The organism is Paenibacillus vulneris (assembly GCF_039543185.1).
Taxonomy (GTDB): Bacteria; Bacillota; Bacilli; order Paenibacillales; family NBRC-103111; genus Paenibacillus_S; species Paenibacillus_S vulneris.
On sequence record NZ_BAABJG010000006.1, the window covers coordinates 701,343 to 724,025 of the forward strand.

Here is a 22,683-nt window from a genome sequence, read left to right on the forward strand (position 1 = left end):
TGTCAACAGTTTTATTGCAGCGTTGCAATTAATCGTTCCGCTTGGCCATACGGCGTATCGACGGTCTCATAAATACGAAGGGAATTGGAAAATTCGTAAAGAACCGAATCCATGTTCATCGTTTGCGTTCCTGTCCCCACATGATTTTCCCCGTTAAATGAAAGCGTCTTGGAGCCAATCACCTTCCCTTTGTCATCGACAAGCTCAACCTTCATTTTCGGGAAGCTTTGATCGACCACAACCTGCTCCTGAAGATTGACCTCCATATCGATGCTCAGCTTATAGGAATACGGGAAGCTTTCCCGGGCAGCGCCATAGAACACCTCGGCCTTCCAGCTGTTAATCTTTATTTGGAACGGATAGAACGAGAGAGAGGCATCCTCCGACTTTTCCGGCTTCACCATGGTCTTGAAGGTTGCAATCGGAATGCTGTACGGGGCCACGGTTTCACTGTCCAAAATCTCCATGACAAGCTGATCGCCCTTCTCAGTGCTTGGCAGCACAAAAGAATAGTACATGACATAGCTGACATTCGGAGTCAGAGTCTCCACAACGGCATTCTGGCGGGTACCCGTATACTTCGTCCCATCGACTCCCATCAGCTGAGCCTGGAACTTAGGGACAGGCATAGGCCGGTCACTGCGATTGGTCAGCTTGAATTTGGCCACCGCCGCTTTAAAGCCCCCTCCGACGCTTTCATTCATTTGGAGGGATGTCATGGAAACCGAAATTTCAGGCTGAATGACACGATTCAGCGGATCAAACTCAATCGGACTGTTCCATACATAGATCTTGGGCTGATCCCCCGCGTTGGCTTCAGCTTCATTCGGCAAAGAGAGATCGAACTGGCCTATGGCGTATTCGATTTTGGTTTTGTCATCGGTGGCAAAGCTTTCCGGCGTCAACACTGTCAATCCGGACAGCTCATCCTTCTTCCCGGCGGGAATAGCGTAGTGGATATACTGCTGCTCCCCGGGACCGAGCATGATCGGATCTTTCTCCAGCCTTACACCTGCGAACACCTTCTTATCGGATTTTCCGTTGATGCGAAAGTCCGGTATCGCTTTTTTCTTATCGCTATGGTTCGTCGCCAGCAGCCCGAGGATCGTTCTAGGCCCTTGAGGTGTATTTTGCTCGCTCAGGTTAACCGGCTTATACTCCAGCGAGGTAGATAGAACCGGGACCGTAAAGCTTTCCTCCCAAGGCCGCTTGGCGAGCGAGTCGGAGAAGACGGCAGTGTCCCCTCTCCATTCTATAGAAGAGATAGGGATAGACACGATCGTTTGCTCCGATCTCGGGGACACGAACTCATCTACGTCAACCCAAGAAATCTCGGCCAGCGAGAATGCATCCTCACGGTCAATAACGATCATATAGCTGAGTTCTACCGTTTCCTTCGGCTGAATGGCAATCACATTATCGGCACTGGGACGCAGCGTATAGAGCACGCCGTCCTCCGTTTTGACTCTGACATCATAATCAGGCACCCGGGTTAATCGGCTCCCGTCATTCGTCAGGCGGACAACCGCCCCGATTCGGGTCCCTTCCGCCACCTGCTCATTAAGAATACTTTTCACAGCTGCCTTGACTGATGAATTAAGCGAATATTCCTTCGTTATCGGCAGCCCCTCTTCCGCTATGGCCAAATACGATGCGGAGGGAAGGAGCAAGGAGAATAGGGTAATGACCATTAGTAACGTCTGTTTCCATTTTGTTCTCAATACGGTTCACTCCAATTGTATTTTTGCTATTCTGCGACGGTGTACTGCACCCGTTCCTTATCCTTTAGTTGGCCAGGGTTAGTTACTACGACCAGCTCCCCTTCCTTCACGCCGGAGAGAATCTCCTGAGTCGTGTCGTTGAGCCGGCCCAGCTGAACCGGGCGCTTCTCGACAATATCACCGGATAGGACATAAACGTAAGAATCCTGCCCATCCTTAATTACGCTATACGTGGGAACACCCAGGACGATTTGATCCTTCTCATCCGTCAGTTGAAGCCATACCTTCATCCCCGGCTTTAGAGCCATGTCTTTATTAGGGACATCCAGATTGATCTCATAGGCCTTGGTCTCCGGACTTGCTACCTTGGACAGGAAGCTGATCTTGGCCTTGGATTTCGGCGCTTCTCCCTGCAAGTAGTAGGCCATCTCCGTCTTGCCGTCGGCATATTTCCACTCTGCTTCCGACAGCTGCGCTTTAAGCTTGATCGGGTCCAGCTTCTGAACCAGCCCCAGCTTGGTTCCGGCCGAAATACTCATGCCCACCTCAAAAGGAAGCTCGGTTAATATGCCGCTGACCGGGGATTTCACTTCCAGATAAGTCAGCGACTGCTCGACCTGCAGCTGCGCCATTTGCGCGTTTTTCAGCTGTGTCTCCAGCTCCGAGGTTGCATCGACAGGCTCCAACCGGGCGAGCTTTTCCTTAAGCATCTCCAGATCGGTCCGGCTGTTTCTCAGCTGAACCTCCATCTGATAAACCTGCGTTTTGTTCGCCAGCCCGACCTCGTAGTCATTTTTTGTCTTATTATAATTGCGGGTCAAATCATTCAGCGCCTGCTCCTGCTTCTTGATGGAGTCGTTAAGCTCCCGCTTCTGATTCTCCATCTCTTTTCTTGCTCTCTCCTTCGCCTTGGCGATAGCGTCCTGGATCGTCTGAACGGCGAAGGCCGCCTTCTCTTTCTCGAACTTGGCTTCGGTGGAGTTTAAGCGGACGATAACATCGCCCTCCTGAACGACATCGCCGCGGGCTTTTAAAATAGCCTCAATATCTCCTGCCGCTTTGGCGGTAATGTCGAATTGGACAGAGGACTGCACGTCGGCGGCATGAACCATCGGCTCGCCGATTTTTTGCTTGGTGACCTTGGATACCTTGACGCTCTTCAGCCCCTGCGCCTGAACGGCAGCGGCATTTCCATCCGAGCTTATCGGTATCGTCTCCGAGCAGCCCGCAATAATGACAAAGCTCAACGCCAAAATGCAGATCGTTCTTACGTTTCGGCGATGCGGTCCTAACCGTTTTCTTCTCATCGTCGTTCTTACCCTCTCTTCTCGGAACAATGATCTATCTATCGGCACTTCTTTTTTGGATTCCATTAATATAGAAGCAGCTCAGAGTTCTTGGGATGAATTTTATTGAAAACAACCCCCAACAGCCGTGCCTTGGCTAGCTCAAGCTCCTCCTTCACCTTTTTGGCCGCTTGTTTTTTTAGCTTGCCGTGTTCAGCCACCAGCAGCACGCCGTCACACTGGGCAGCCACAATTTTGGCATCGGTTAACGACAATACGGAGGAGCTGTCGATGAAAATCATATCGAACCGGCACTTCATCTCTTCGAGAAGCTGCTTCATGGCTTGGGAAGCCAGCAGCTCCGCAGGATAATTGGGAATGGGCCCGGAAGGAATGACAGAGAGATTGCGGATGGAGGTTTCCATAATGTAATCATCTATGGCATGGATCTCCGGATTCATCAGATAGCCGCTCAAGCCTTTGCTGTTGTCTCCGCCGAATAGGCGGTGAAGCGAAGGATTGCGCAAATCCCCATCTATGAGCAGCACTTTTTTCTCAATCTTGGCGTAAGCGATGGCTGCATTGACGGCTGTCGTCGTCTTCCCTTCTCCTCTTCCTGCCGAGGTCAGTGATACTGTTTGTATCCCTTGGTCCATAACGAATGCTTCCATATTAAATCTTAGGGCGCGATAGGATTCCGAAGCCAGGGAAGCAGGGTTGTTCTCCATAATCAGTTCCGGTTTAGCGGATGGTATTGACATGCTGCATCTCTCCTACTTTCCTTCTTGTCTTTCTTCCCGAGCTGGTCTGAACGTCCGCTCCCTTCATTACGGGGACGAACGCCAAGGTGGATGCTGCAAGCAGCTGGCGCACATCTTCTTCTGTTTTGACCGTGTCGTCCATTGCATCCAGCAACAGCGCAATACCGATAGCCACAACGAGAGAAGCGGCAAAGCTCAGTACGATATATTGATTCGACTTTTTATTAACGGGAACCGGGTAGTCCTGCATCTTGGCTCTATTCAAAATCGTAATGTTATCGACCTTCATAATCTTGGGGATTTCCGATTGAAACACCTCGGAGACTGCGTTGACTATTTTGACGGCTTTCTCATAGGAGGCATTGGTTGTAACGATGGTCATGACCTGCGTGTCGTGCAAGCCGGCCACATTGGTCATGGCAATGAGTTGTTCGGCAGTGAGGTTCAGATCGGGATAACGTTGAACGACCTTATCCATGATGGCGGGGGTTTTGATGATTTCCTTATATGTATTGATCAGTCCGATGTTTACACCGATCGCCCCAAAGTCTATCTGCTCTCTTCCCATTTGATCCTTTTCGCTGGTCTTGTTAACTATCAGCTTGGTGGAAGCCGTATACATCGGCTGATAATTCAGGTTGCTATAGACGGCCGTGAGTGCGGTACACAGAAGTACAAATAGGGCAATCATCCAGATCCGCCTCTTTATGATCAGAAAATACTCTCTTAAATTGATTTCCATAATTCTCCCCCAGCGAAAAATAGTTGCTTGCCATGGCACCCTAAGTTCCAATGATACTATTTGTATCATTGCCTATAGTCAATACTTTATGACACTTTTTGTATCGTGTCAACTGCGTATTTTCAGCCATTCGCTCCGTTTTGTATCAAATTTCACAGAATCTAAATAAAAATTTCTTTACATCTTTCGTCAGGCAGACAGGAACCCAGCTTGCACTACTTTTGTTCTCTTTAGAATACGCTCTGAGGCTCTATTCACAATTCACCATTCGAACTATGAAAACATAGTATAAATAAAAGATTATAAAGGGGTGAGTATAGTGGCAGATTCAGACAGCAATCTTAAGGATACGATTGTTTATTATGATGACTGGTCCAGTCTGGAACCCGTCCGTGTCATTAATACAGTACCTCCGGATAATGTATCGAACTTGACAGCCTCTGACGTACAAGCCATGCAAACGACACTATCGTGGACTGCAAGCTCCTCGGATCATATAACCGAATATAGAGTATACAACGGATCGGACTACGTGGGGAGTACAACGTCAACCACCTATACTGTGGCCGGATTAGAGCAGCAAACCTCTTACACTTTCACGGTGAAAGCGGTAGACCGGGAAGGGCTGATAAGCAGCGGCAGCAGCATAACCGTAGCGACCCCCGTTCTGACCTTCGCTCTGGCTATGAATGGGACAACGGATTATGTCCAGACCCCAACCCTTTCATTTGACACGGTCATTATGGATATTTTGGCAGAACCAAAAAGCATGGGGTTTAGCTCCTATCTCGACGCGACCCGGGGAATTCCGCAATCCGCCTTTGGAAGGAACAGCGCGGGGATCGATTACCTGCAAGCGGCCTGGAAATCGGTCTATGTCAATGGCGAGGATAAAACCGCTTCTGCCAACAAAGCCGCCATCGTTCCTTCCCAACAACGAATTACCGTGAAGCTCGTGCTTAAATCCCCCGGCAAGTCGATTTTGGTCATTTTCGCCAACCAGCTTGGGAGCATTCCTATGAAAGGAATCCTATACAGCGTTAAGATCATGTCCGGCAATATCGTAACCGCTTTATATGATTTTACGGAGCCTTTCGCAGGAACCGCAGTTCCTGACAAGAGCGGGAACAATCAGACGGCCCGATTGCAAGGGGGTACTTGGATCAACGGATAATGTCAGCTGTTGCTGCTGATGATAAGGAATCCAAATCCAACGAGGGGGTGCAGTTATGGATGGGAAGTTGAAGAAGTTGAAAAATGCCCAGAATGAATATATGTATCCAATAACCGTTTCAGAAGCCGTCTATGTCGATCCCGATACCAGCTTGAAAACATTGCTTGCGGAGATGGGCTCCAAAATCGGTTCACCTAATTCCTACGTCATAGAATTGGACCGATGGAATATTCACAATGACGGTACCGATGCCGCCGCTACGACACAAGGAATCAACGACGCTTTAATCTGGGCGAAGTCCAGCGGGTATAATCACGTACTGCTGCCTGCGGGTACGTATAACCTTGTGATTGATACCAATGGGGTTGCCATAAATATGCTTAGCGGTATCCATTTCGAAATGAAAAGCGGCTGTGTGCTGCAGCTGGAGGGGAACTCCTCCCCCAACTACCGCATCATTCAGATGCAGCAAATAAGCCATGCCAAGGTAACGGGCGGACAAATTGTCGGAGATAAAGCCACGCACCAATATGAGCTCTCTATCGGCTTTGTCAGAGGAGGGGTCAACGCCGACGGCTCATTGAACGACGACCCTAACTTTATCCGGAGCGAGGTTATCGACCGGTATGCCCATGCCGGGCTGCTCGCCAATTTCAGGCTGTGGTCCATAGCCGGAATCTCCGCCAGCAATTACAGCTTTTATCAATACAAGGATACCGTATCCAAGGACACACTGGTGAATTTCCGCACCAACGGGGAATTCGCTCCGGCCGCCCCTACAGGCAGAGGCTGGTTCGATACAATCGATAAAGTGAACAAAATGATCTTTGTCATCGACATTTCCTCGTCTCCGCTAACCGATGCCCAGATTGCGCAAATTCGCGCAAAGGTCGACAGCTCCTACTATACTCATGAAGGCGGATACGGGGTTGCCGTAGTGAGCTCGAATCATATTGAAATCGGCGGCATCGAGATATCCCATTGTACCGGAGACGGCGTATTTACCGGGATTGGCGTCCGCTACGAGGATCCTTCCCGATATACCCAGGAAGAGATAGGACAGCACATCTATATACACGATTGCCACATTCATCATTGCAGAAGGCAGGGCATATCGTTATGCGGTCCCAATGACGTGTTTGTCGTCAATAATACAATTCATCATATCGGTTATGCAGACGATGGAGTCACCACCGACTTTCGTAACGGGACTGCACCCATGTTCGGCATTGACGTGGAATCGATGGTCGGGGAAAGCAACATTCCCTTCAAAAGCATTTATTTAAACCAGGACGGGCTCGAGACCAATTATCGCATCTATATTTACAATAACTACATTCATCATAATGCCAAAGGACACTTCGTTAACGTCGACGGAACCCATATTACGCTGCAAAACAATACGTTCGAGGGCTACAACATCGGGGGAATCAGCTCCTATCCTACACAATGGCACATCAAATACCTTAACAATACGTTCATTCAATGCACCTTGGTCGTAAAAGGAAATAACGTGGTCAACGGTGCCGTGTTCCAGAAAGCGAATTTGAATTTGCTGGATGTTCAAGGCGCGATGATTGACAATTGCCAAATCAAAGACGGATTGTTCTATGGCTCAAGCATTTACGGTTATTTGGGAACCCCATCCGCTATTGATACTGCGACGGGAACGTTTACCTACAAAGCTCCTCATGGGATGGGCAACGGGGCCCAGGTCTGCTTCGAGCAATGGTTCGGCAGGGTGCCGGCGGGGATTAGCGTGGATAAAGTATACTATACGGTCAATGTGACAGCGACAAGCTTTCAAGTATCCGAGACAAGGGGCGGAAGTCCGGTCGTACTAACGGACGGCGGTGTGACGGGCTTTAACCTTTCACGCTACAATTACGGCAGATGCTACATTTCCAATATAACGGTCGAAACCGATTGGAGCGATACGACAGGTAACATCGGGTTCATGCCGCTCATCGCCGGGGCTGTCCTTACCAATATTAAAGTAAAAAACGGTTCGGTATCGATTAAAGCACCGGACAACTATGTAGGCAGACCTAATATCGTGACAGGTCTTACCTTGCTGGAAAGCGGCGGTATACTGCAAGCGAGCGACTTAAGCAATATGAAAGTGCTGAAGGTAAGATCGAAAGCCATGGGCGGCGACGTGACCTTAGGCTCCTTAACTCCTTATTCCAGAGTCAATATCGACAGCGCGCTGTTTCAAGGGGTTCAAGTCAATCTGGAGGAAGCCTATCTTACCAACGGCACGTTCATTAACAGTATTCTTTATAAGCAGGACCGCACTAACAAATCCGTTATCATGAGCAGTTACATGGAAAATACGTCTCTCTCCTTACACTGGATAACGAATGAAAATTCGATCACTATAACCAAGTGCTTGTTCAATAATGTGTCTATCGATGCGAGTGCCTCCGTAAAATTTATTGACAATTACAATATCAATACCGGCTTGCCTGATAACCGCATGAGTGCGCCCCCTTCCGGAGGCAGATACGTCCTCGGGCAAATCATCTATAACTCCGCGCCTAAGCCCGGCGGATACGTAGGCTGGATTTGCACGACAGAAGGCTATGCGGCCAATCAAGCATGGGCGGCATCGAAAGCCTTTGCACAGGGGGCCCGAATTCAGGCCGGCGGTCACGTATACGAGGCTGTGACGGCAGGCACTTCCGGAACCGTTCCTCCGGTTTTCCCGACCGCAACTGGCGGTACTGTCACCGATAATACGCTGATATGGAAGGAAATCGGCCTGCAGGCCGTATTTAACACTTTTGGTCCGATAAGCGCCAATTAACCCTTAGGCTGCCGTTAGTACGGCGCCTTTTTTATTATTTAGTGCAACCAATTAGTTGGTCTATATATTCAAATCGAGCAAGCCATTAGTATATTGCCATCAAGGTCCTTAAAATTAATAACATCTTGATTCTTACTAACTATTTCAACTCCAAGCTCGGTTAGGAATTGTATCGTTGCTTCATTATCAGGTGTAGTTAAACTAAAAATAGGCTCAGATAATGGGTTTACATCATCTCGTTTTTTCAAAAAAATATTTGAACAATGGCTGTCACTTAAATCGAAAATATGAATATCTTCTCTAGTTTTTTCGGGCATGGGTAAACCCAGCACTTTACAGTACCATTCAACTGATTTCTTTACATCTGTTACATAAACGAATACAGCAGGAACAATTGGCTTAATAGGTGTTGCTTGAAGATATTCTCCCATAAAGTGCCCCCGTAGTGTTGGAATATATTACCTACCCAATAGTAACTCATTACATCCCGGATGTATACATTAACAATCGCTCATTCCTGCCAGTTAGTTCTAGGAAATCAACAACAGGGCCTACATCTTAAAAACGGATAGTTCTCAAATCAATCCATTTGATGTATGATTCTTAATAACGAACATTTCTTTACATTTTATTTACAAGAGGAGGGTTGGCAATTATGCGGCATATCCAGAGGCTCCTTTGTATCACACTGCTCACCATCGCCTTCGTACTGCCTACAACCGCTTTCGCTTCAACCGGATCGGAAAATCAGAGCGGCATAACGAATCAGAAGCTTTCCAGCCATTCAAGCTGGGAGCAATTCTTCTCGTCCCTATTCTCCCACAAAAAAGATAAAGACGATGATTGGAAGCATGCAACGGATAAGGACAAAGACTTCAAGGACTGGTATGACAAGCACAAGGACGATTGTCCTGAAGGCGAATCCGACGACATTTGGAGAAAATGGTTTTGTTATTAGCAGCTGCCCTCCTTCTTGTATGGATGAAATAACCCCACAAAGCAGGGCTTAGTCTTCGAGGCAGGCCCATTCAATTATTGTGCGGGGAGCAAAAAAGGGTTATCCAGTACAAGTCGTCAGACTTGGCAGGATAACCCTTTCCTGTTTGATAATCAAAATTTATTTGTTCATAAATTCCACATATTGAAGAAGGCGCTTGAGCATAACGGCCGCTTCCGCGCGCGTTGCTTTATTGCCAGGAGCGAAGGCTTTGTCGGTTACACCGTTGACAATGCCCGCATGAACCGCCCCGGCTACGGCCTCCTTAGCCCAGCTGGAAATATCCTTACTATCGGCGAATACTGAGAGGTTGCCGATACTCGAATCGCTTGTTTTGCCCATGAGCTTGATCGCGCGTACGATCATGGCCGCCATCTGCTCACGGGTAATGGTAGCGTTCGGCTGGAAGGTGCCGTCTTCAAACCCTTCGACAAGTCCTGCTTTCGATGCCGCTCCCACATACCCTGCATACCATTCCGATTGGACATCGGAGAATTGGGCAGTCGACTCTGTTGGAAGAGCCGCAGCGCGTACGAGCAGCGCCGCGAATTCAGCGCGTGTAATCGAAGCGTCAGGTGCAAAAGACGTATCCGAGATCCCGTTTACGACCCCTTTGGAAGCGAGCAGCTCCGTATCGCTCTTCGCCCAGTGTCCCTGTAAATCTGCAAAGGTTTTGGATGCCTTCACAATAGCATACATGCTGTTGCCGGAGCGTTTTACAGCCGCTTCCGTCGTTCCGTTAACCGTAGTGAATACAGCTGGAACGAAGCTTACTTCGTTGCTGTCCGGATTGTACAATACCGCTGTCAATTCGGAGAATGGAGCCGTTTGGGTGAGAGTCATTGATCTTGTCACATAAGTGCCGCCGAAGTCGGTGACCGTAACGGACTTGCCGTTCCCCTCCGCTTTAAGGACGAAATCGATAGGACCGGTCAAGACCGTCATTCCCGATTCCTTCGCTTTGGCTGACATTTGGGCAGCCGTCGTACCCGATACTTTCTCGATCGTCAGGCTGATGGTAACCTGGTCGGACGCAGCGCCAAGCGACTTAGCCAATTCCGCGATGCGGAGCACTTTGACCGGCAGATCATAAGCTGCTAGACCGGTTTTGATCGACAGCACCGCATTAGGAGCCGCCTGTGCCCCGGCTGCCAGTACGCTTGCAGGCAATTCCACTTTGACGATGGACTCCGAGCTGGTTACTTCCATCGTAATTCTCTGATCGGCCTTGCCCTTCAACGCCTCAAATGCTTTGGCCAATGCATCTGCTGCTACAGCCCATTTGGCTGTTTTCTTGCCATTCTCGGTCACCACAACAGCTTCGCCTGTCAATCTGGTGCCGTCCTGTGTCGTGCCGGTGCTGCTGCCGCTGCCGCCCGTTGACGAAGAACCGCTTGAGCCGCTGCTGCCTTTTCCCGGGCTGCTGCTGCCATACGTTCTCGCACTCGCTTGAGCGGAATAGGAGCTTTCCCCTGCAGCATTTGATGCTGTGACGACGTAGAAGTATTCCGTGAAAGGAAGCAGTCCGTCGAAGGAATAAGTTGCGCCGGTTACATTGGAAGCCACTTTCGTATAAGGCCCGTTGTTGATCGTGCTTTGGTAGATCGTATAGCTCGATGCTCCCGCTGCCTGCGTCCATTTCAGTGCCACCGCACGATATCCGCCCTCAGCCGTCAAGCCGACGGGTGCTGCCGGTACTTGAGGTTGTACCACGGCTGCTGTCGGAGTAGCGCTAGCTGCATTCGAATAACCGCTCTCTCCGTTCGCATTGCCGGCCGTTACTTTATAGTAATACGTTGTGCCGTTGACCAGGCCCGTGTTAGTATACACGGCGTCGGTCACATTTGCTGCGATTTTTGCATAAGTTCCGTTTTCTGAGGCGCTGCGATAGACATTGTAGTAGGTTGCGCCTGTAACAGTTGCCCACGACAGTGTTACTTGGGTGTCTCCTGCTGCTGCCGCCAAGTCGGCTGGTGCTGCCGGAGCGGTTCCTGGTGTCGGAGCGATAAATGTAAGGAAATCTCCCCAAATAATGCTTCCATCCGCATTTCTTTGATAAGGCACGATCGGCTGCAAGCTTATGAAATTCGCATCTGTCAGTTTGACCCCAGACTTGTTCATGGAAACGGAGCCGTCGAACATGTAGTTCGTATCCGAGATCAAATTCTGCGGATAGTTATCTTTTGCCCCGCTGTTCACATAGTCCTTTTGATAAGAGATAAACCCGTCAATTTTGAAATCTGTAGGAATGCCTGCGTACGAAGTGAAGTTCAAGTTCGCTCTTGCATTGTTAAACCCGATGTTATTTTCTGCTCTTACGCCCGGGTTGCTGTTGCTTGTAAAACCATAAGCTCCATTTCCAAAAGCGATGCTGTTTCGGATGATATGAGGTACGTAGATTCCTTCGCCTCCGAGCTTAAAGCCGTTTTTATCCCCTTTGCCTACATCGCCATTCGTCAATGTGCCGTTGTTGTAGGCAATGCTATCCTCTATGATAACAGCGCCGATGGCTCCGGAGCCGGCTTTCGTATACAGGTCCCATCCGTCATCAATATTGTTATGGGATATACAACCTCTGAAAATATTGCCTTCGCCCACCGTTAATTTGGCGGCAAAACCGTCGGCATTGTTCTCGGACGGGTCACGGTTATCGAACGACTCGCTGTTCAAAATCAGGTTGTAGGACGGCCATTGCGCTTTGTCCTCGGAGTCATCCGTACGGCTGATTTGAAGCCCTGTGTCCCCGTTCTCATAGAATCGGCTGGCCTCCACTATGTTATGGTTTCCGCCTACCGTGAATCCTTTCGTATTATCTGCGGACCGGGCAAAGTCGATGCCTTTTACATGCCAGTAATTCCCGCTCAGTACAACGCCTTCAGATTTCTTGTTAAAGTCGATTACCGGCTTTGCTCCAGGTGCCGCAACAAGGTACTTCATCGCTTGCTCTGTGCCGTCATTGTATTTTTTAATTTCAAGCTTCGAGCTGCGCACATAATTGCCGTCGAGCAGGATGATTTTTTGCCCCGCTCTTACATAAGCCACGGCTGTGTCCAAATCCAAAGGATTGTTTTCCAAGCCGGAGCCGTTCGGTGATCCGGCCGGAGAAACGTAAATATCTCCGTTAGGCACATAAGATTTTTGAATTACGGTGAAGTTGCTGATGATTTTATCGTAAGATGTCAACACCTGCGTATCATCCGGCAAGAAGGTCAAGCTGAAGTTCGTGCTGCTGTTGGCAGCAAGCGAAGCGCGAATGGCTGTATTTTTACCTGCTTCCACCGGCCGGTCTTGAGCAATCATCGTTTGCCCTTGCTTGACCGTTACCGTGCCGTTTACATTGGATTTCACCAGCAGGTCGTAATTGGTCTCGGCGGTTTTATCCAGCGAAAGCACTTGGAAGCTCGGGGTAATTGGCTTCTTGGGAGCCTCAACCTTAGGAGCATCCGTTGCCGCTTCCGATACGGTCAATTGAATATTGCGTACTTCAATCGTCGCCAGACGGGCTGTAAAGAAGCCTACATACATTTTGGAATCCTGAACATTCAGAATATCCGGTTCAAAAATAATCGATTCCTGTCCATTATTGATTTTCCCAGTAAAACCGCTATTCGTTTTAGCCAGTGTCAATCGGTAAGGCGTATTGGATGCAGAAGGCTTCACGCTGTTTAGCATGATATTCTGAATCCCCTTGCTGCCTAACCCTTCCTTGGTTTGAACACCCGTTCTTACAAACAGCTGAGTTCCATTAGGCTTGGTCGTTCCTCCGCTGTAGCCTCCGATAGCTGCTATGTTCGAAGCAAATACCCCGGAATCATTGGTCGTACCAATAGCATCCCTCGCCATGATCCCGAACGATTCTTGGCCGTCATACGGTTCCTTGGCATATTCCAGAACGGTAATATCGGCTGACAGGACAAAGTTATCCTTGGTCGCATCCAGCTCGGTATAGTAGAACGAGATGCCGTCGTGGTCTCCGGTAACCTTGCCGCTTCCTTGAGGAGCCTCAAGCTTTACGCTGTTATCCGGATTTACGGTTACTTTGTTGGAGGCCGACGTCGATTGACCGAAACGAATCGATTTCCACTGGTATTCGGCTGGTTCCCTTACCGTAACAGGAAACACGATCGGAGCAAGAGCTGCGTCCGCAGGCGTAATGATCACATCGTATGTGCCGACTTGCGTAGTATCTACGGCGGAGCTGTCTACCGTGTAATCGCTTCCGGCCAGAACATCCTTATCCGAGTTATCATACAGCTTGGATACTTCCAATCCGGTAGTATCGAATGACTCATTTAGAGCATACGTCGTTTTTGGATATTTGGTAATTCCAATGCCAATCACCTGTTTTTGTTTGACTGTAACCGTGATATTCGCAGATTTTCCCTTATGGGTTATCGTCACCTGCTTAGTGCCCGGTGTGCTCGTATCCAAAGCGCTTACAGAATATTCGCTGCCTAGCAGACGAATGGACGAGTTATCGCTATATTGGGCATAGACCACCAGCCCGTCCAAATCCAGAGCATCGCCTAAATAATAGACTGTTTTTTGAGGCGGCTGCTTCATCTCAAGGCCGGTGAGATCCGCGTCCTTGACGATGACGTCAAACGCTGCAGAGGTCGTCGGCGTTTGCTTCGATGCCACGGTAACCGTTTTGGTACCCGGCGTATCGAACACATAGGTTGCACCGGAGACGGTCGCACCAGGTATCGAAATAGCATATTGATCGCTGCCGAGATCCGCAATTTTCCCTGTGTTAAACGTTGCCGTAACCACAAGACCTGCCGGGTCAAAAGCATCTCCTTTGTAGTAGGTCGTTTTGGCAGGGAAATACTTGATATCCAAAGCATCCACGATTAATGGGGCGATATTTAGGTTCATCGTATACTTTTGCCCGTTAAAATGAACCGTAATCGGATTTACTCCCGCTTTGCTGCTGTCGAAGCCGGAAACGATGTAATCGTTAGCCGTGAGAGCTTCCTCGCTGCTTCCGTACAGCGCTTTCACTTTTAAGCCGGTTAAGTCGAGGCTGTCGCCAACGTAGTAATTCTTTTTCACCGAAGAGTCGTCAACCTTGATTCCGGTTGGGACTCGGGGATCCATTTTTAATTGAATGTTGCTAAAAGTAACTGTTGTATTCCTCGCTGTAAAGAGCCCCGCATAACGAATATTTCCAGCAAAATCATCAATGACTTTCGTTTCGTTTCCAACCCTAATTTTATAGGCACTTCCTACTTTTTTAATGCTTATATCATATACTTTTCCTACGGCTGGCGGTGCCGCATTTGTAAACTCCAATTTTTTTGGCATCTTCTCAGATTGCTGCTTATAAAATGTCTCGATTTTTTGATCAAGAGCACCTACTGCAGCATAGTCGCCTGTAAATGTACTTAGATATTTATTTTCAAGTACATTGCTTCTTAGCATAATACCAAAAGAGACCTGATTGTTAGCTGACCACGCACCAACTGATGCAGTAGCTGACAATTCAAAATTAGCATCTTCAGCAACTTCTTTAAAATAATATGCAATTCCTTCGGTTCCAGTAGTGGAGGAAGAACCTGAAATTTTCCCCCTATCATTTGCACTTTTCAGTTTTACGCTTCCATCGTCTTTTTCGGCAATTTCGAAATTGGTAGAACTGATATTGTTATCGCTTCCAACGTCTCCAAACACACTTCCTTTCCAGTCACTTCCAATACTAATCATATCCCCCGCTGCCCCCAAAGCAGGCACTGGCATCAGAGAAAACAATAACAGCAGTGACATCACCAACGCGAACCATCGTTGTTGTTTTCGCAAAACCGCATTTCCCCCTCATGTTGTATTTGTATGCTTATGCAACGCAGCATCAGCAGTATAAGTAGTGTATGGCAGCCGGTAGGAACACTCAATATGCTTGTTTTAACTTCCTGTGATTTTGAAAATAGTGGAAATCCCTTTGTCCATAAGGATAAAAAAACAACCTCCGGGATAAGAAAGTTGTTTTGGGCTGATGACATGTAAAATATTGTCGAAGTACATAAGAGGTACTTTTCTCGGTATTGTCCAGTATCCCCATAGCATTTCTCCATTTCAAGAAAAACAAGATGCTGCCGCTGGTTGGTTTCATTTTGTTATACAGCGCAAAAAAGCCACCCCTTTATACAAGAGTTGGCTTCCATGCATTGTGTAGGATCCGTTCCAAGCAGGCATGGATTTCTCCCTTGGACCCGCCCGGATTCATGGAGTAGGCGCCCATCATATGCTTCATCCGATACTCGTCCTCAAAGAACCGAACGTTGTCCGTCCCCGACGCCGGAGTGATAATGTACACCTCTTCAACGGCGGGAGCGCCGCCGCATTGTCTCACGATTCCGTCCCGGTATTTGTGCATCTCTCCGAGCGCCATAGGCAGATTATGATCCAGCCGGTACTTGGGATCAAAAATATACAAGCGTTCATTCAGCTCCAGCACGATATCCGGCTTCATCCCGTGTGTGTATGTACCGAACTTCTCCGTTTTGCGTGTGAACCACCGCTGATAAGCGATAGACCCGCCCTGGATCAGCTTCACGCGATGCTCCTTTTTCTCTGACAAGGTCAGAACCAGGCCCTCCCGATCCATTGCAAAAAGAGATGATGCATCCATAACGAGCCCTTGTTCCCTCAGTCTGCCGACCAACTGCATAAATACCCAGATTTCATACAAATGATACGTGTCCTTCAGCGGGATGGAGCTCTTTAAGCCAAGCTTGATGTCATCGAAGTGGTACAGCTCCTGAAACCATTGAAACCAGCCCCGATAGATCGGATGCTTCCGAAACCCTTGGGAGATCGTTATCGTTCCCTTATGAGCGGCAACCTGCTTTAGGAAGCCGGTCTGCAGCCAACGGGTTACGATGTCGCGATAACGGTTCGCCTTGGCCGCAATCTTATCCAGGCCGGAATCCGCATATCGCCCTAGCAGGAACAGCAGCTCCCGAAGCTGCCGGCTGACGACGCGATTCTCATACAAGTCGCAGGATTCTTCCCTCATTCCTGCCAATATCATAGAGGGCACAGGAAGCTCTGGCGTGGCCCCATGGCCGGGATGCCGCTCCGCCCAAGCGATCATGGCAGGCGTCACATGCTTGACCTTGTCCCGCTGCATCCATTGATCCCTAACCTTCAATACCCTCATCGGGCTAGCCTGAATTTCACGGAATAAGTAAGTCAGCCGATGAAAGGAGCGCTCCACATAATCCCATTGGGAAATGGAGACCGAACGGTCCACTCCACTATATTGGAACGACAGCGCAGCGCCATCATGCTGAAAGCATACCTTGGCCTCCTGCAAAATGTCGGTGATCATCCGCTGGTACTCCGCCTCCGTCAATTTGCGGGAATCGGAGTACAGGTATGAGGAGATCTCACGGACGCCATCCCGGTGGATATGAAACGTTATTTGCCCGGATTGGAAGGGCATGGCGAGTTCCCCCTCCCATCCGTCCTCCGATCTCATCATCGGCTGCGGAATCCCGTTCAAGAGCAAACGAAACGGAGCCGGATTCGCCGTACGCCAGCGGTAGGTCTTGGCTTCTTCAAGCCGTATATCGCCGATTTCGACCCATTCAAGCTGATCGGGGCACCACAAGAACAGGTCATCTCCAGAATTGGGCTGATCCATACCGATCCAGCTCCCCCTTCATCCGCTTGACATGACGAAGCGATTCCGAAGCCTCACCCAGCTTGGCTGTCATCCAATCGATCAGCTGCTGAAGAAGGGGCGCGATCCGCTCATCCCCGCGAATTTTGGGCAGTACCTTCTCGGAAGCCGCACGATCTACGGCCTCCACCGGCTCCATGCGGATTCCCGCTTCCAATTGCGCGTTCACGTACAGCTTGCGGAGCATCTCATTCATCGTCCGGTAGCCAAAATGAAGCTCATAGGGGCGAAGCATGCCGTGAAGCTCCTGCAATAGCTCCCACTCCTGGGAGAGAGCCGCTTTGTATTTGGGATTCGCCTCTTTCCAGAAGCTGTCCAAATCCACATCCGACAGCGTCATGACAAAGGCACGGTCCAGCACCTTGTCCGAAATGCTGTGCGTGGTTTCGTCCACGTTGATCGTCCCGATCAAATACAGATGGTTGGGAATATGCAGCGTCTGCGGAACGTCGGTAATATGCTCCTCCGTATGCAGCTGAATCGGCTGCTTCGATTCGACGGCGCTTAAATAGTCGCTCAAATAATATTCCACACGGGCCAGATTCATCTCGTCAAGAACGATGAACATCGGCTTGCCCTCATGAATCGCCTGAAGCAGGGCATTCAGGAACGGCGTCCGCACATATCGCTTCTCCAGCGCACTGTAATAACCGAATAAAGCAGTCGAGTCGGTCCAATCCGGCCTTACAGGGATAACCTTCACATAAGGGTTAAGATGATCCCGCGGCTGGCCGTATACCGCATTGGCATAGAGCAAGCAGAGCTGGGTTTTTCCTGTCCCGGAAATGCCGTTCAAGATAACGAAGTGTTTATCTTCGAGGCTGACCAGGTTCAAGTGGAAATCCCGGATGATCGACGGGGCATAGGTCAATTCGCTCTCCCCGATATTCGCCATGATGACGGACAGATCGAAGTTATGCTCATAACCGTCCTCTATCTCCTCCGCAAGATTCTCTGCGGCCGGTTCCTCTGCAGGCTGCATTCCCGCCGAATCGGCCCTTGGCAAAGTTATCATTTGAGAGCTGTCGGCGAATAGAAGCGCAGCGGCTACAAGCGTCTTTTTCAATTGCTCGACAGGCTCCTTAAACTGCTCCGAATGACTATCGTACGTCCCTACATAAAAAGCATTGTCCCTGACCTGAAAGCCATGGGCCGCCAATGCTTCAAAGGCTTTGAGCTGGTACTCCCGGTTAATATCCTTGCCTTCCTGCTTATGAAACTTGAAGCTTTTCGTGATATACCATTCGTACACCGTTTCCGTCGAAAGCTGACGCAGATTGGTATAAATATGGCCGTAGCTGTTGATGAAAATACCGAGAACCTCATAGGGCTCCCTAAGATATTGATCCAGCATGCCGTCCGCTACTAGCTGGCCTTTCTCATAAACGCCGAACTTTTGACGGCGGTTGTTCGACTTGTAATCGTAAGCCTCCTCGAACTTGATGTCGTACGTTTTCCCGTACAAGGTTAACGGAATATCCTCGTGATGGGCGTTCAGCTGACTCAATACTTTCATGGAGCGTGCATGCTGCTCCGCTTCAGTCCGGATATATTCCCGGAGGGGCTGAAGCTTAGTCCAAGCCGACCATATCGACTCCAGCAGCCCGGCTTCCGTCGTGATAGCAGGAAAAGGAATAAAGATGCCGACATGGAACCAAGGCCGTTTCTTATCTTCAGCCGCCTTTTGCAGGTAGGGGATCCATTCGTCTTTGGCAAGAAACGGACCATCCGCCGCCTGAATGCGAATATCGGAATCCAGCTTGTCGAGCAGATCGCGGAAGCTCTTCTCATTGGATTGACTGCGTACCGCTACCCAAAAAGGATAAAAGCTGCTCGGCATAATGATCTTACATTGCTTTTCCAGGCCATTAAATTCCAGCCGGAGCACGCCGAACTCCGTTTGAAACAGGCTTTTGTCGATCAGCTCGATAAACGCCCTTTTCCCTATATCGCTGTCCTGCTTCTTCGGGGCATATTTCGGATTGCGTGCATCGTGCATGGTCGTCCGCAGCGTCATTTCATAGGTATGTACTTGGTAATCGTGCAGCTCCGGGGCAACTCCCCCATATTCCCCTTTGAAGGCATTCATCAGCTGCAGCAGTACGGGCTGCACTTCGTCATGCACACGCTCGCAGCGCTCGGAGGTTTCGGGAATCGCGAGCAGCTCCTCGATTTTTTGGATATTCATGTAGGCCACCACCGTTGTAACATTGTAGTCTGATCGCTTCAATCATCTCATCAGCTGCTTCTATTAAAGCAAAGCCGTCCGTCAGCAGGATGTCATGGAATATATGTTCGTATCCGATTTTTTTTACAGCTTCGTACGGTAAATCGGCTTGTTCTCCAGACCGCGGATCATTGGCGTCCATTCCTCGGTCTCCGGGGTCGCGTCGAGCGCATCCTCCACCATCTGCAGCTTCGCATCCAGCGCGTCGATATGATGCAGCGCTACCGCTTCCGCCGTTTGCGGCTGTACCGGGCTTCCCCACTCGCCAAGATTATGATGCGACAAAACCAGATGCTGCAAGGCCAGCACCCGCTCGGACTGCAGATCGATGCCGCTTAGGATGGCCGCCTCCGTAATCCAGCTTGAGGCCATTGAGATATGGCCGATTAGCTTGCCCGGAATACTGTAATCCGATACGATGCCCAGCTGGGCGATCATTTCCTCCGGCTTGGCGATATCATGCAGAATGATGCCTGCCTTAATGAGATCCGAATTCAAGAAAGGTCTTTGCTTGCATAAGAAATCGCCGATCTCGAGCATGCGCACCATATGATAAGCCAATCCGGCGCAGTAAGCATGGTGATGGGACTTGGCCGCCGGGTAATGCATCAATTTCTCTTCCACCTTGGCAACGCAAAATGCGGTAATCGTCCGAATCTCCTCATCCTCGATCGTGCCGAGAACCTGCTTGACCGTATAAACGAGATCGACAGGACGAATCGGCGCAGAGCGGATAAAGTCGGTTAACGACACCCCGTCACTCTCCGTCGCTTTTCGGATACGAATGATTTTGGCTTGCAGCTTCTCGCGGTAGGTCTGGACGACGCCCTGTACCTTTACAAGCCCCATAGGGAAAAAGGTTTCCTTATCCGTCGGGGTCACATCCCAAAATTTGGCGGGAAGCTGGCCGCTTGCATCACTTAGAACAATATCGAAATAATCTTTGGCAGGCGTCCCGTTGGTCTGCTTGACCTCCAGCTCCTTAAGCAGGTAAAAGCCGACGAATTCATCCTGATTGGTTAATTGTTTTATTAATGTCATTTCAGTTCCTCCATAAATCTATGTCCAGCTGTTCATTAAACGCTCCTGTTGAACACCAAGCGACGGAATTCCGGCAGCCTTCTGCCGGTCCGTCTATGGATATTGGATTTGGCTGCAGAGCGGCCTTCCATATTCTCTATATAATTCGACACGCGCGGACAATTCCCTACACGGCGGCGGCATTCCATGAAAAAAGCCCTCTTTCAACGGTACAGGACCGGAAAAAGGGCTTCGAATTTCCTATAGATTCAAACTGCGGCGCTCGTCTTCCGTAAACACGCGGGATCGGGTCAAAAAACGCCTTCCCTCCGGATTTTCCAATGAGAACATGCCTCCCCTGCCGGGCACGACATCAATAATAAGCTGGGTGTATCTCCAATATTCATATTGCGCCTTGCTCATGTAGAACGGGGCTCCTCCGATCTCTCCCAGCCATACGTCCTGTTCTCCGATGATGAAATCTCCCTGCGGGTAGCACATAGGCGAGCTGCCGTCACAGCAGCCTCCCGATTGGTGGAACATGACGGGTCCATGCTTGGCTTTCAGGAGCTCGATCAATTCCAGCGCGGCTTCGGTGGCAAGAACCTTCCTGACGTCCTCCGTCATCACCGCACCTCTTAGAAGAAACCCAATGCATCCGGGCTGTAGCTGACGAGCAGGTTTTTCGTTTGTTGATAATGCGAGAGCATCATCTTGTGGTTTTCACGGCCGATCCCCGAGGTCTTGTAGCCGCCGAAGGCCGCATGCGCAGGATAGGCATGATAGCAGTTCGTCCATACGCGTCCTGCCTCAATCTGGCGCCCCATCCGATAAGCTACGTTCATATCGCGTGTCCATAGTCCCGCTCCCAAGCCATAGAGCGTATCGTTGGCAATCGCCAGCGCTTCCTCCTGATCCTTGAAGGTGGTTACGGAGACGACCGGTCCGAAAATTTCCTCCTGGAAGATCCTCATCTTGTTATGGCCTTTGAGGACGGTCGGCTGGATATAGTAGCCCTCTGCAAGCTCACCCTCCAATGCTGCACGGCCTCCCCCGATCAGACACTCTGCACCTTCCTGCTTGCCGATGCTGATGTAGCTCATAATTTTCTCGACCTGCTCCGTGGAGGCCTGAGCTCCGATCATGGTTTCCGTGTCGAGCGGATTGCCCTGCTTGATGGCGGCAACGCGTTTCAGCGCCCTCTCCATGAAAGCGTCATAGATCGATTCTTGAATTAAAGCGCGGGACGGGCACGTACACACTTCCCCTTGGTTCAAGGCGAACAGTACGAAGCCTTCGATCGCTTTATTGAAGAATGCGTCGTCCTTGGCCATAATGTCTTCGAAGAACAGGTTCGGCGATTTGCCTCCTAGCTCCAATGTAACCGGAATAAGGTTCTGGGAAGCATACTGCATAATGAGACGGCCAGTGGTCGTTTCCCCGGTAAAAGCGATCTTGGCAATGCGGCTGCTGGACGCGAGCGGCTTGCCGGCTTCAAGACCGAAGCCATTGACGATATTGACCACGCCCGGAGGCAGCAAATCCTGAATCAGCTCGGTCAGCACCAGAATGGAGGCAGGAGTCTGCTCAGCCGGCTTCAGCACCACGCAGTTCCCTGCAGCCAATGCAGGAGCCAGCTTCCAGGTCGCCATCAGCAGCGGGAAGTTCCACGGGATAATTTGCCCGACGACCCCCAGCGGCTCATGGAAATGGTATGCCACCATATCGTTGTCGATTTGGCTCAAGGCCCCTTCTTGGGCGCGAATGCACCCGGCAAAATAGCGGAAGTGGTCGACGGCAAGAGGCAGGTCGGCAGCCAATGTCTCGCGAACCGGCTTCCCGTTATCCCAAGTCTCGGCTACCGCCAGCAGTTCCAAATTCGCTTCTATACGATCAGCAATTTTATTAAGGATAAGTGCCCGTTCGGCTGCCGAGGTGCGTCCCCAGCTTTCCTTGGCCGCATGAGCGGCATCCAGCGCCAGTTCGATATCTTCCGCCGTCGAGCGGGGAATTTCGCAGAAGGGACGGTTGTTCACCGGTGAAACGTTTTCAAAATATTGCCCTTGCACAGGCGCAACCCACTCGCCGCCTATAAAGTTTTCGTAACGCTTCTTGAATGTCACCTTCGAATCGTTGTGTCCCGGTTGTGCATAGATCATTGTGAACATCCTCCTTCAATTTGGTTTCACTAATTATATAAGCAAGAATCGTGCCAAACCGTTCAGGCCTGCTGCAGAGGCCTTTCGGAAGAATGCCCGGCCG

14 protein-coding genes are annotated in these 22,683 nt (G+C 49.9%); 3 read left to right on the top strand and 11 right to left on the bottom strand.

Translation table 11 applies throughout. The features are described from left to right. Positions 1–11: 11 nt before the first annotated feature. The 4 genes from ABEA66_RS08655 to ABEA66_RS08670 form a co-directional block, all read right to left on the bottom strand. On the bottom strand, positions 12–1,721 hold the full coding sequence (locus tag ABEA66_RS08655) for a hypothetical protein (RefSeq protein WP_345587238.1): 1,710 nt from the start codon (positions 1,719–1,721) through the stop codon (positions 12–14). Positions 1,722–1,747: 26 nt separating this feature from the next. After that, positions 1,748–3,028, bottom strand: coding sequence for an efflux RND transporter periplasmic adaptor subunit (locus tag ABEA66_RS08660; protein WP_179136098.1), 1,281 nt, complete (start codon positions 3,026–3,028; stop codon positions 1,748–1,750). 65 nt (positions 3,029–3,093) lie between these two features. Next, on the bottom strand, positions 3,094–3,768 hold the full coding sequence (locus tag ABEA66_RS08665) for a CpsD/CapB family tyrosine-protein kinase (RefSeq protein WP_079912100.1): 675 nt from the start codon (positions 3,766–3,768) through the stop codon (positions 3,094–3,096). Then, complete coding sequence (locus tag ABEA66_RS08670) at positions 3,749–4,510, bottom strand: YveK family protein (protein ID WP_179136097.1); 762 nt, start codon at positions 4,508–4,510, stop codon at positions 3,749–3,751. The genes ABEA66_RS08665 and ABEA66_RS08670 overlap by 20 nt, the downstream gene beginning before the upstream one ends. A gap of 319 nt (positions 4,511–4,829) precedes the next feature. On the opposite strand from ABEA66_RS08670, the gene ABEA66_RS08675 reads away from it, so the two are divergent. Together ABEA66_RS08675 and ABEA66_RS08680 are read left to right on the top strand one after the other, a co-directional pair. Then, positions 4,830–5,684, top strand: coding sequence for a fibronectin type III domain-containing protein (locus ABEA66_RS08675; RefSeq protein WP_345587239.1), 855 nt, complete (start codon positions 4,830–4,832; stop codon positions 5,682–5,684). 55 nt (positions 5,685–5,739) lie between these two features. After that, on the top strand, positions 5,740–8,493 hold the full coding sequence (locus ABEA66_RS08680) for a right-handed parallel beta-helix repeat-containing protein (protein ID WP_345587240.1): 2,754 nt from the start codon (positions 5,740–5,742) through the stop codon (positions 8,491–8,493). 68 nt (positions 8,494–8,561) lie between these two features. On the opposite strand, the gene ABEA66_RS08685 is transcribed toward ABEA66_RS08680, so the two are convergent. Next, positions 8,562–8,924, bottom strand: coding sequence for a VOC family protein (locus ABEA66_RS08685; RefSeq protein ID WP_345587241.1), 363 nt, complete (start codon positions 8,922–8,924; stop codon positions 8,562–8,564). 224 nt (positions 8,925–9,148) lie between these two features. Between ABEA66_RS08685 and ABEA66_RS08690 the strand changes: the two genes are divergently transcribed. Then, positions 9,149–9,451, top strand: coding sequence for a hypothetical protein (locus ABEA66_RS08690; RefSeq protein WP_079912095.1), 303 nt, complete (start codon positions 9,149–9,151; stop codon positions 9,449–9,451). Positions 9,452–9,610: 159 nt separating this feature from the next. Here the strand turns inward: ABEA66_RS08690 and ABEA66_RS08695 are convergent, their stop codons facing one another. The 6 genes from ABEA66_RS08695 to adh all read right to left on the bottom strand — a co-directional run bounded on the left by ABEA66_RS08695 (position 9,611) and on the right by adh (position 22,580). Beyond that, a complete protein-coding gene (locus ABEA66_RS08695) occupies positions 9,611–14,545 on the bottom strand; it encodes a bacterial Ig-like domain-containing protein (protein WP_345587242.1) in 4,935 nt (1,644 codons plus the stop codon). A gap of 1,084 nt (positions 14,546–15,629) precedes the next feature. Next, on the bottom strand, positions 15,630–17,135 hold the full coding sequence (locus ABEA66_RS08700; protein ID WP_345587243.1) for a DUF2357 domain-containing protein: 1,506 nt from the start codon (positions 17,133–17,135) through the stop codon (positions 15,630–15,632). Next, complete coding sequence (locus ABEA66_RS08705) at positions 17,110–19,362, bottom strand: McrB family protein (protein ID WP_345587244.1); 2,253 nt, start codon at positions 19,360–19,362, stop codon at positions 17,110–17,112. Before ABEA66_RS08705 ends, ABEA66_RS08700 begins: the two co-directional genes overlap by 26 nt. A gap of 123 nt (positions 19,363–19,485) precedes the next feature. After that, complete coding sequence (locus ABEA66_RS08710; protein ID WP_079912091.1) at positions 19,486–20,442, bottom strand: 3'-5' exoribonuclease YhaM family protein; 957 nt, start codon at positions 20,440–20,442, stop codon at positions 19,486–19,488. Positions 20,443–20,682: 240 nt separating this feature from the next. Beyond that, complete coding sequence (locus tag ABEA66_RS08715; protein ID WP_079912090.1) at positions 20,683–21,048, bottom strand: DUF779 domain-containing protein; 366 nt, start codon at positions 21,046–21,048, stop codon at positions 20,683–20,685. An 11-nt stretch (positions 21,049–21,059) separates the two neighbouring features. Further along, a complete protein-coding gene (adh, locus tag ABEA66_RS08720; protein WP_192703857.1) occupies positions 21,060–22,580 on the bottom strand; it encodes an aldehyde dehydrogenase in 1,521 nt (506 codons plus the stop codon). Positions 22,581–22,683 lie beyond the last annotated feature (103 nt).

Bases quoted from the DNA above. Each gene is read 5' to 3' on its own strand.
- ABEA66_RS08660 (WP_179136098.1), bottom strand. From the start codon at position 3,028: ATGAGAAGAAAACGGTTAGGACCGCATCGCCGAAACGTAAGAACGATC.
- ABEA66_RS08665 (WP_079912100.1), bottom strand. From the start codon at position 3,768: ATGTCAATACCATCCGCTAAACCGGAACTGATTATGGAGAACAACCCT.
- ABEA66_RS08670 (WP_179136097.1), bottom strand. From the start codon at position 4,510: ATGGAAATCAATTTAAGAGAGTATTTTCTGATCATAAAGAGGCGGATC.
- ABEA66_RS08680 (WP_345587240.1), top strand. From the start codon at position 5,740: ATGGATGGGAAGTTGAAGAAGTTGAAAAATGCCCAGAATGAATATATG.
- ABEA66_RS08685 (WP_345587241.1), bottom strand. From the start codon at position 8,924: ATGGGAGAATATCTTCAAGCAACACCTATTAAGCCAATTGTTCCTGCT.
- ABEA66_RS08690 (WP_079912095.1), top strand. From the start codon at position 9,149: ATGCGGCATATCCAGAGGCTCCTTTGTATCACACTGCTCACCATCGCC.
- ABEA66_RS08700 (WP_345587243.1), bottom strand. From the start codon at position 17,135: ATGGATCAGCCCAATTCTGGAGATGACCTGTTCTTGTGGTGCCCCGAT.
- ABEA66_RS08705 (WP_345587244.1), bottom strand. From the start codon at position 19,362: ATGAATATCCAAAAAATCGAGGAGCTGCTCGCGATTCCCGAAACCTCC.
- ABEA66_RS08710 (WP_079912091.1), bottom strand. From the start codon at position 20,442: ATGACATTAATAAAACAATTAACCAATCAGGATGAATTCGTCGGCTTT.
- ABEA66_RS08715 (WP_079912090.1), bottom strand. From the start codon at position 21,048: ATGACGGAGGACGTCAGGAAGGTTCTTGCCACCGAAGCCGCGCTGGAA.
- adh (WP_192703857.1), bottom strand. From the start codon at position 22,580: ATGATCTATGCACAACCGGGACACAACGATTCGAAGGTGACATTCAAG.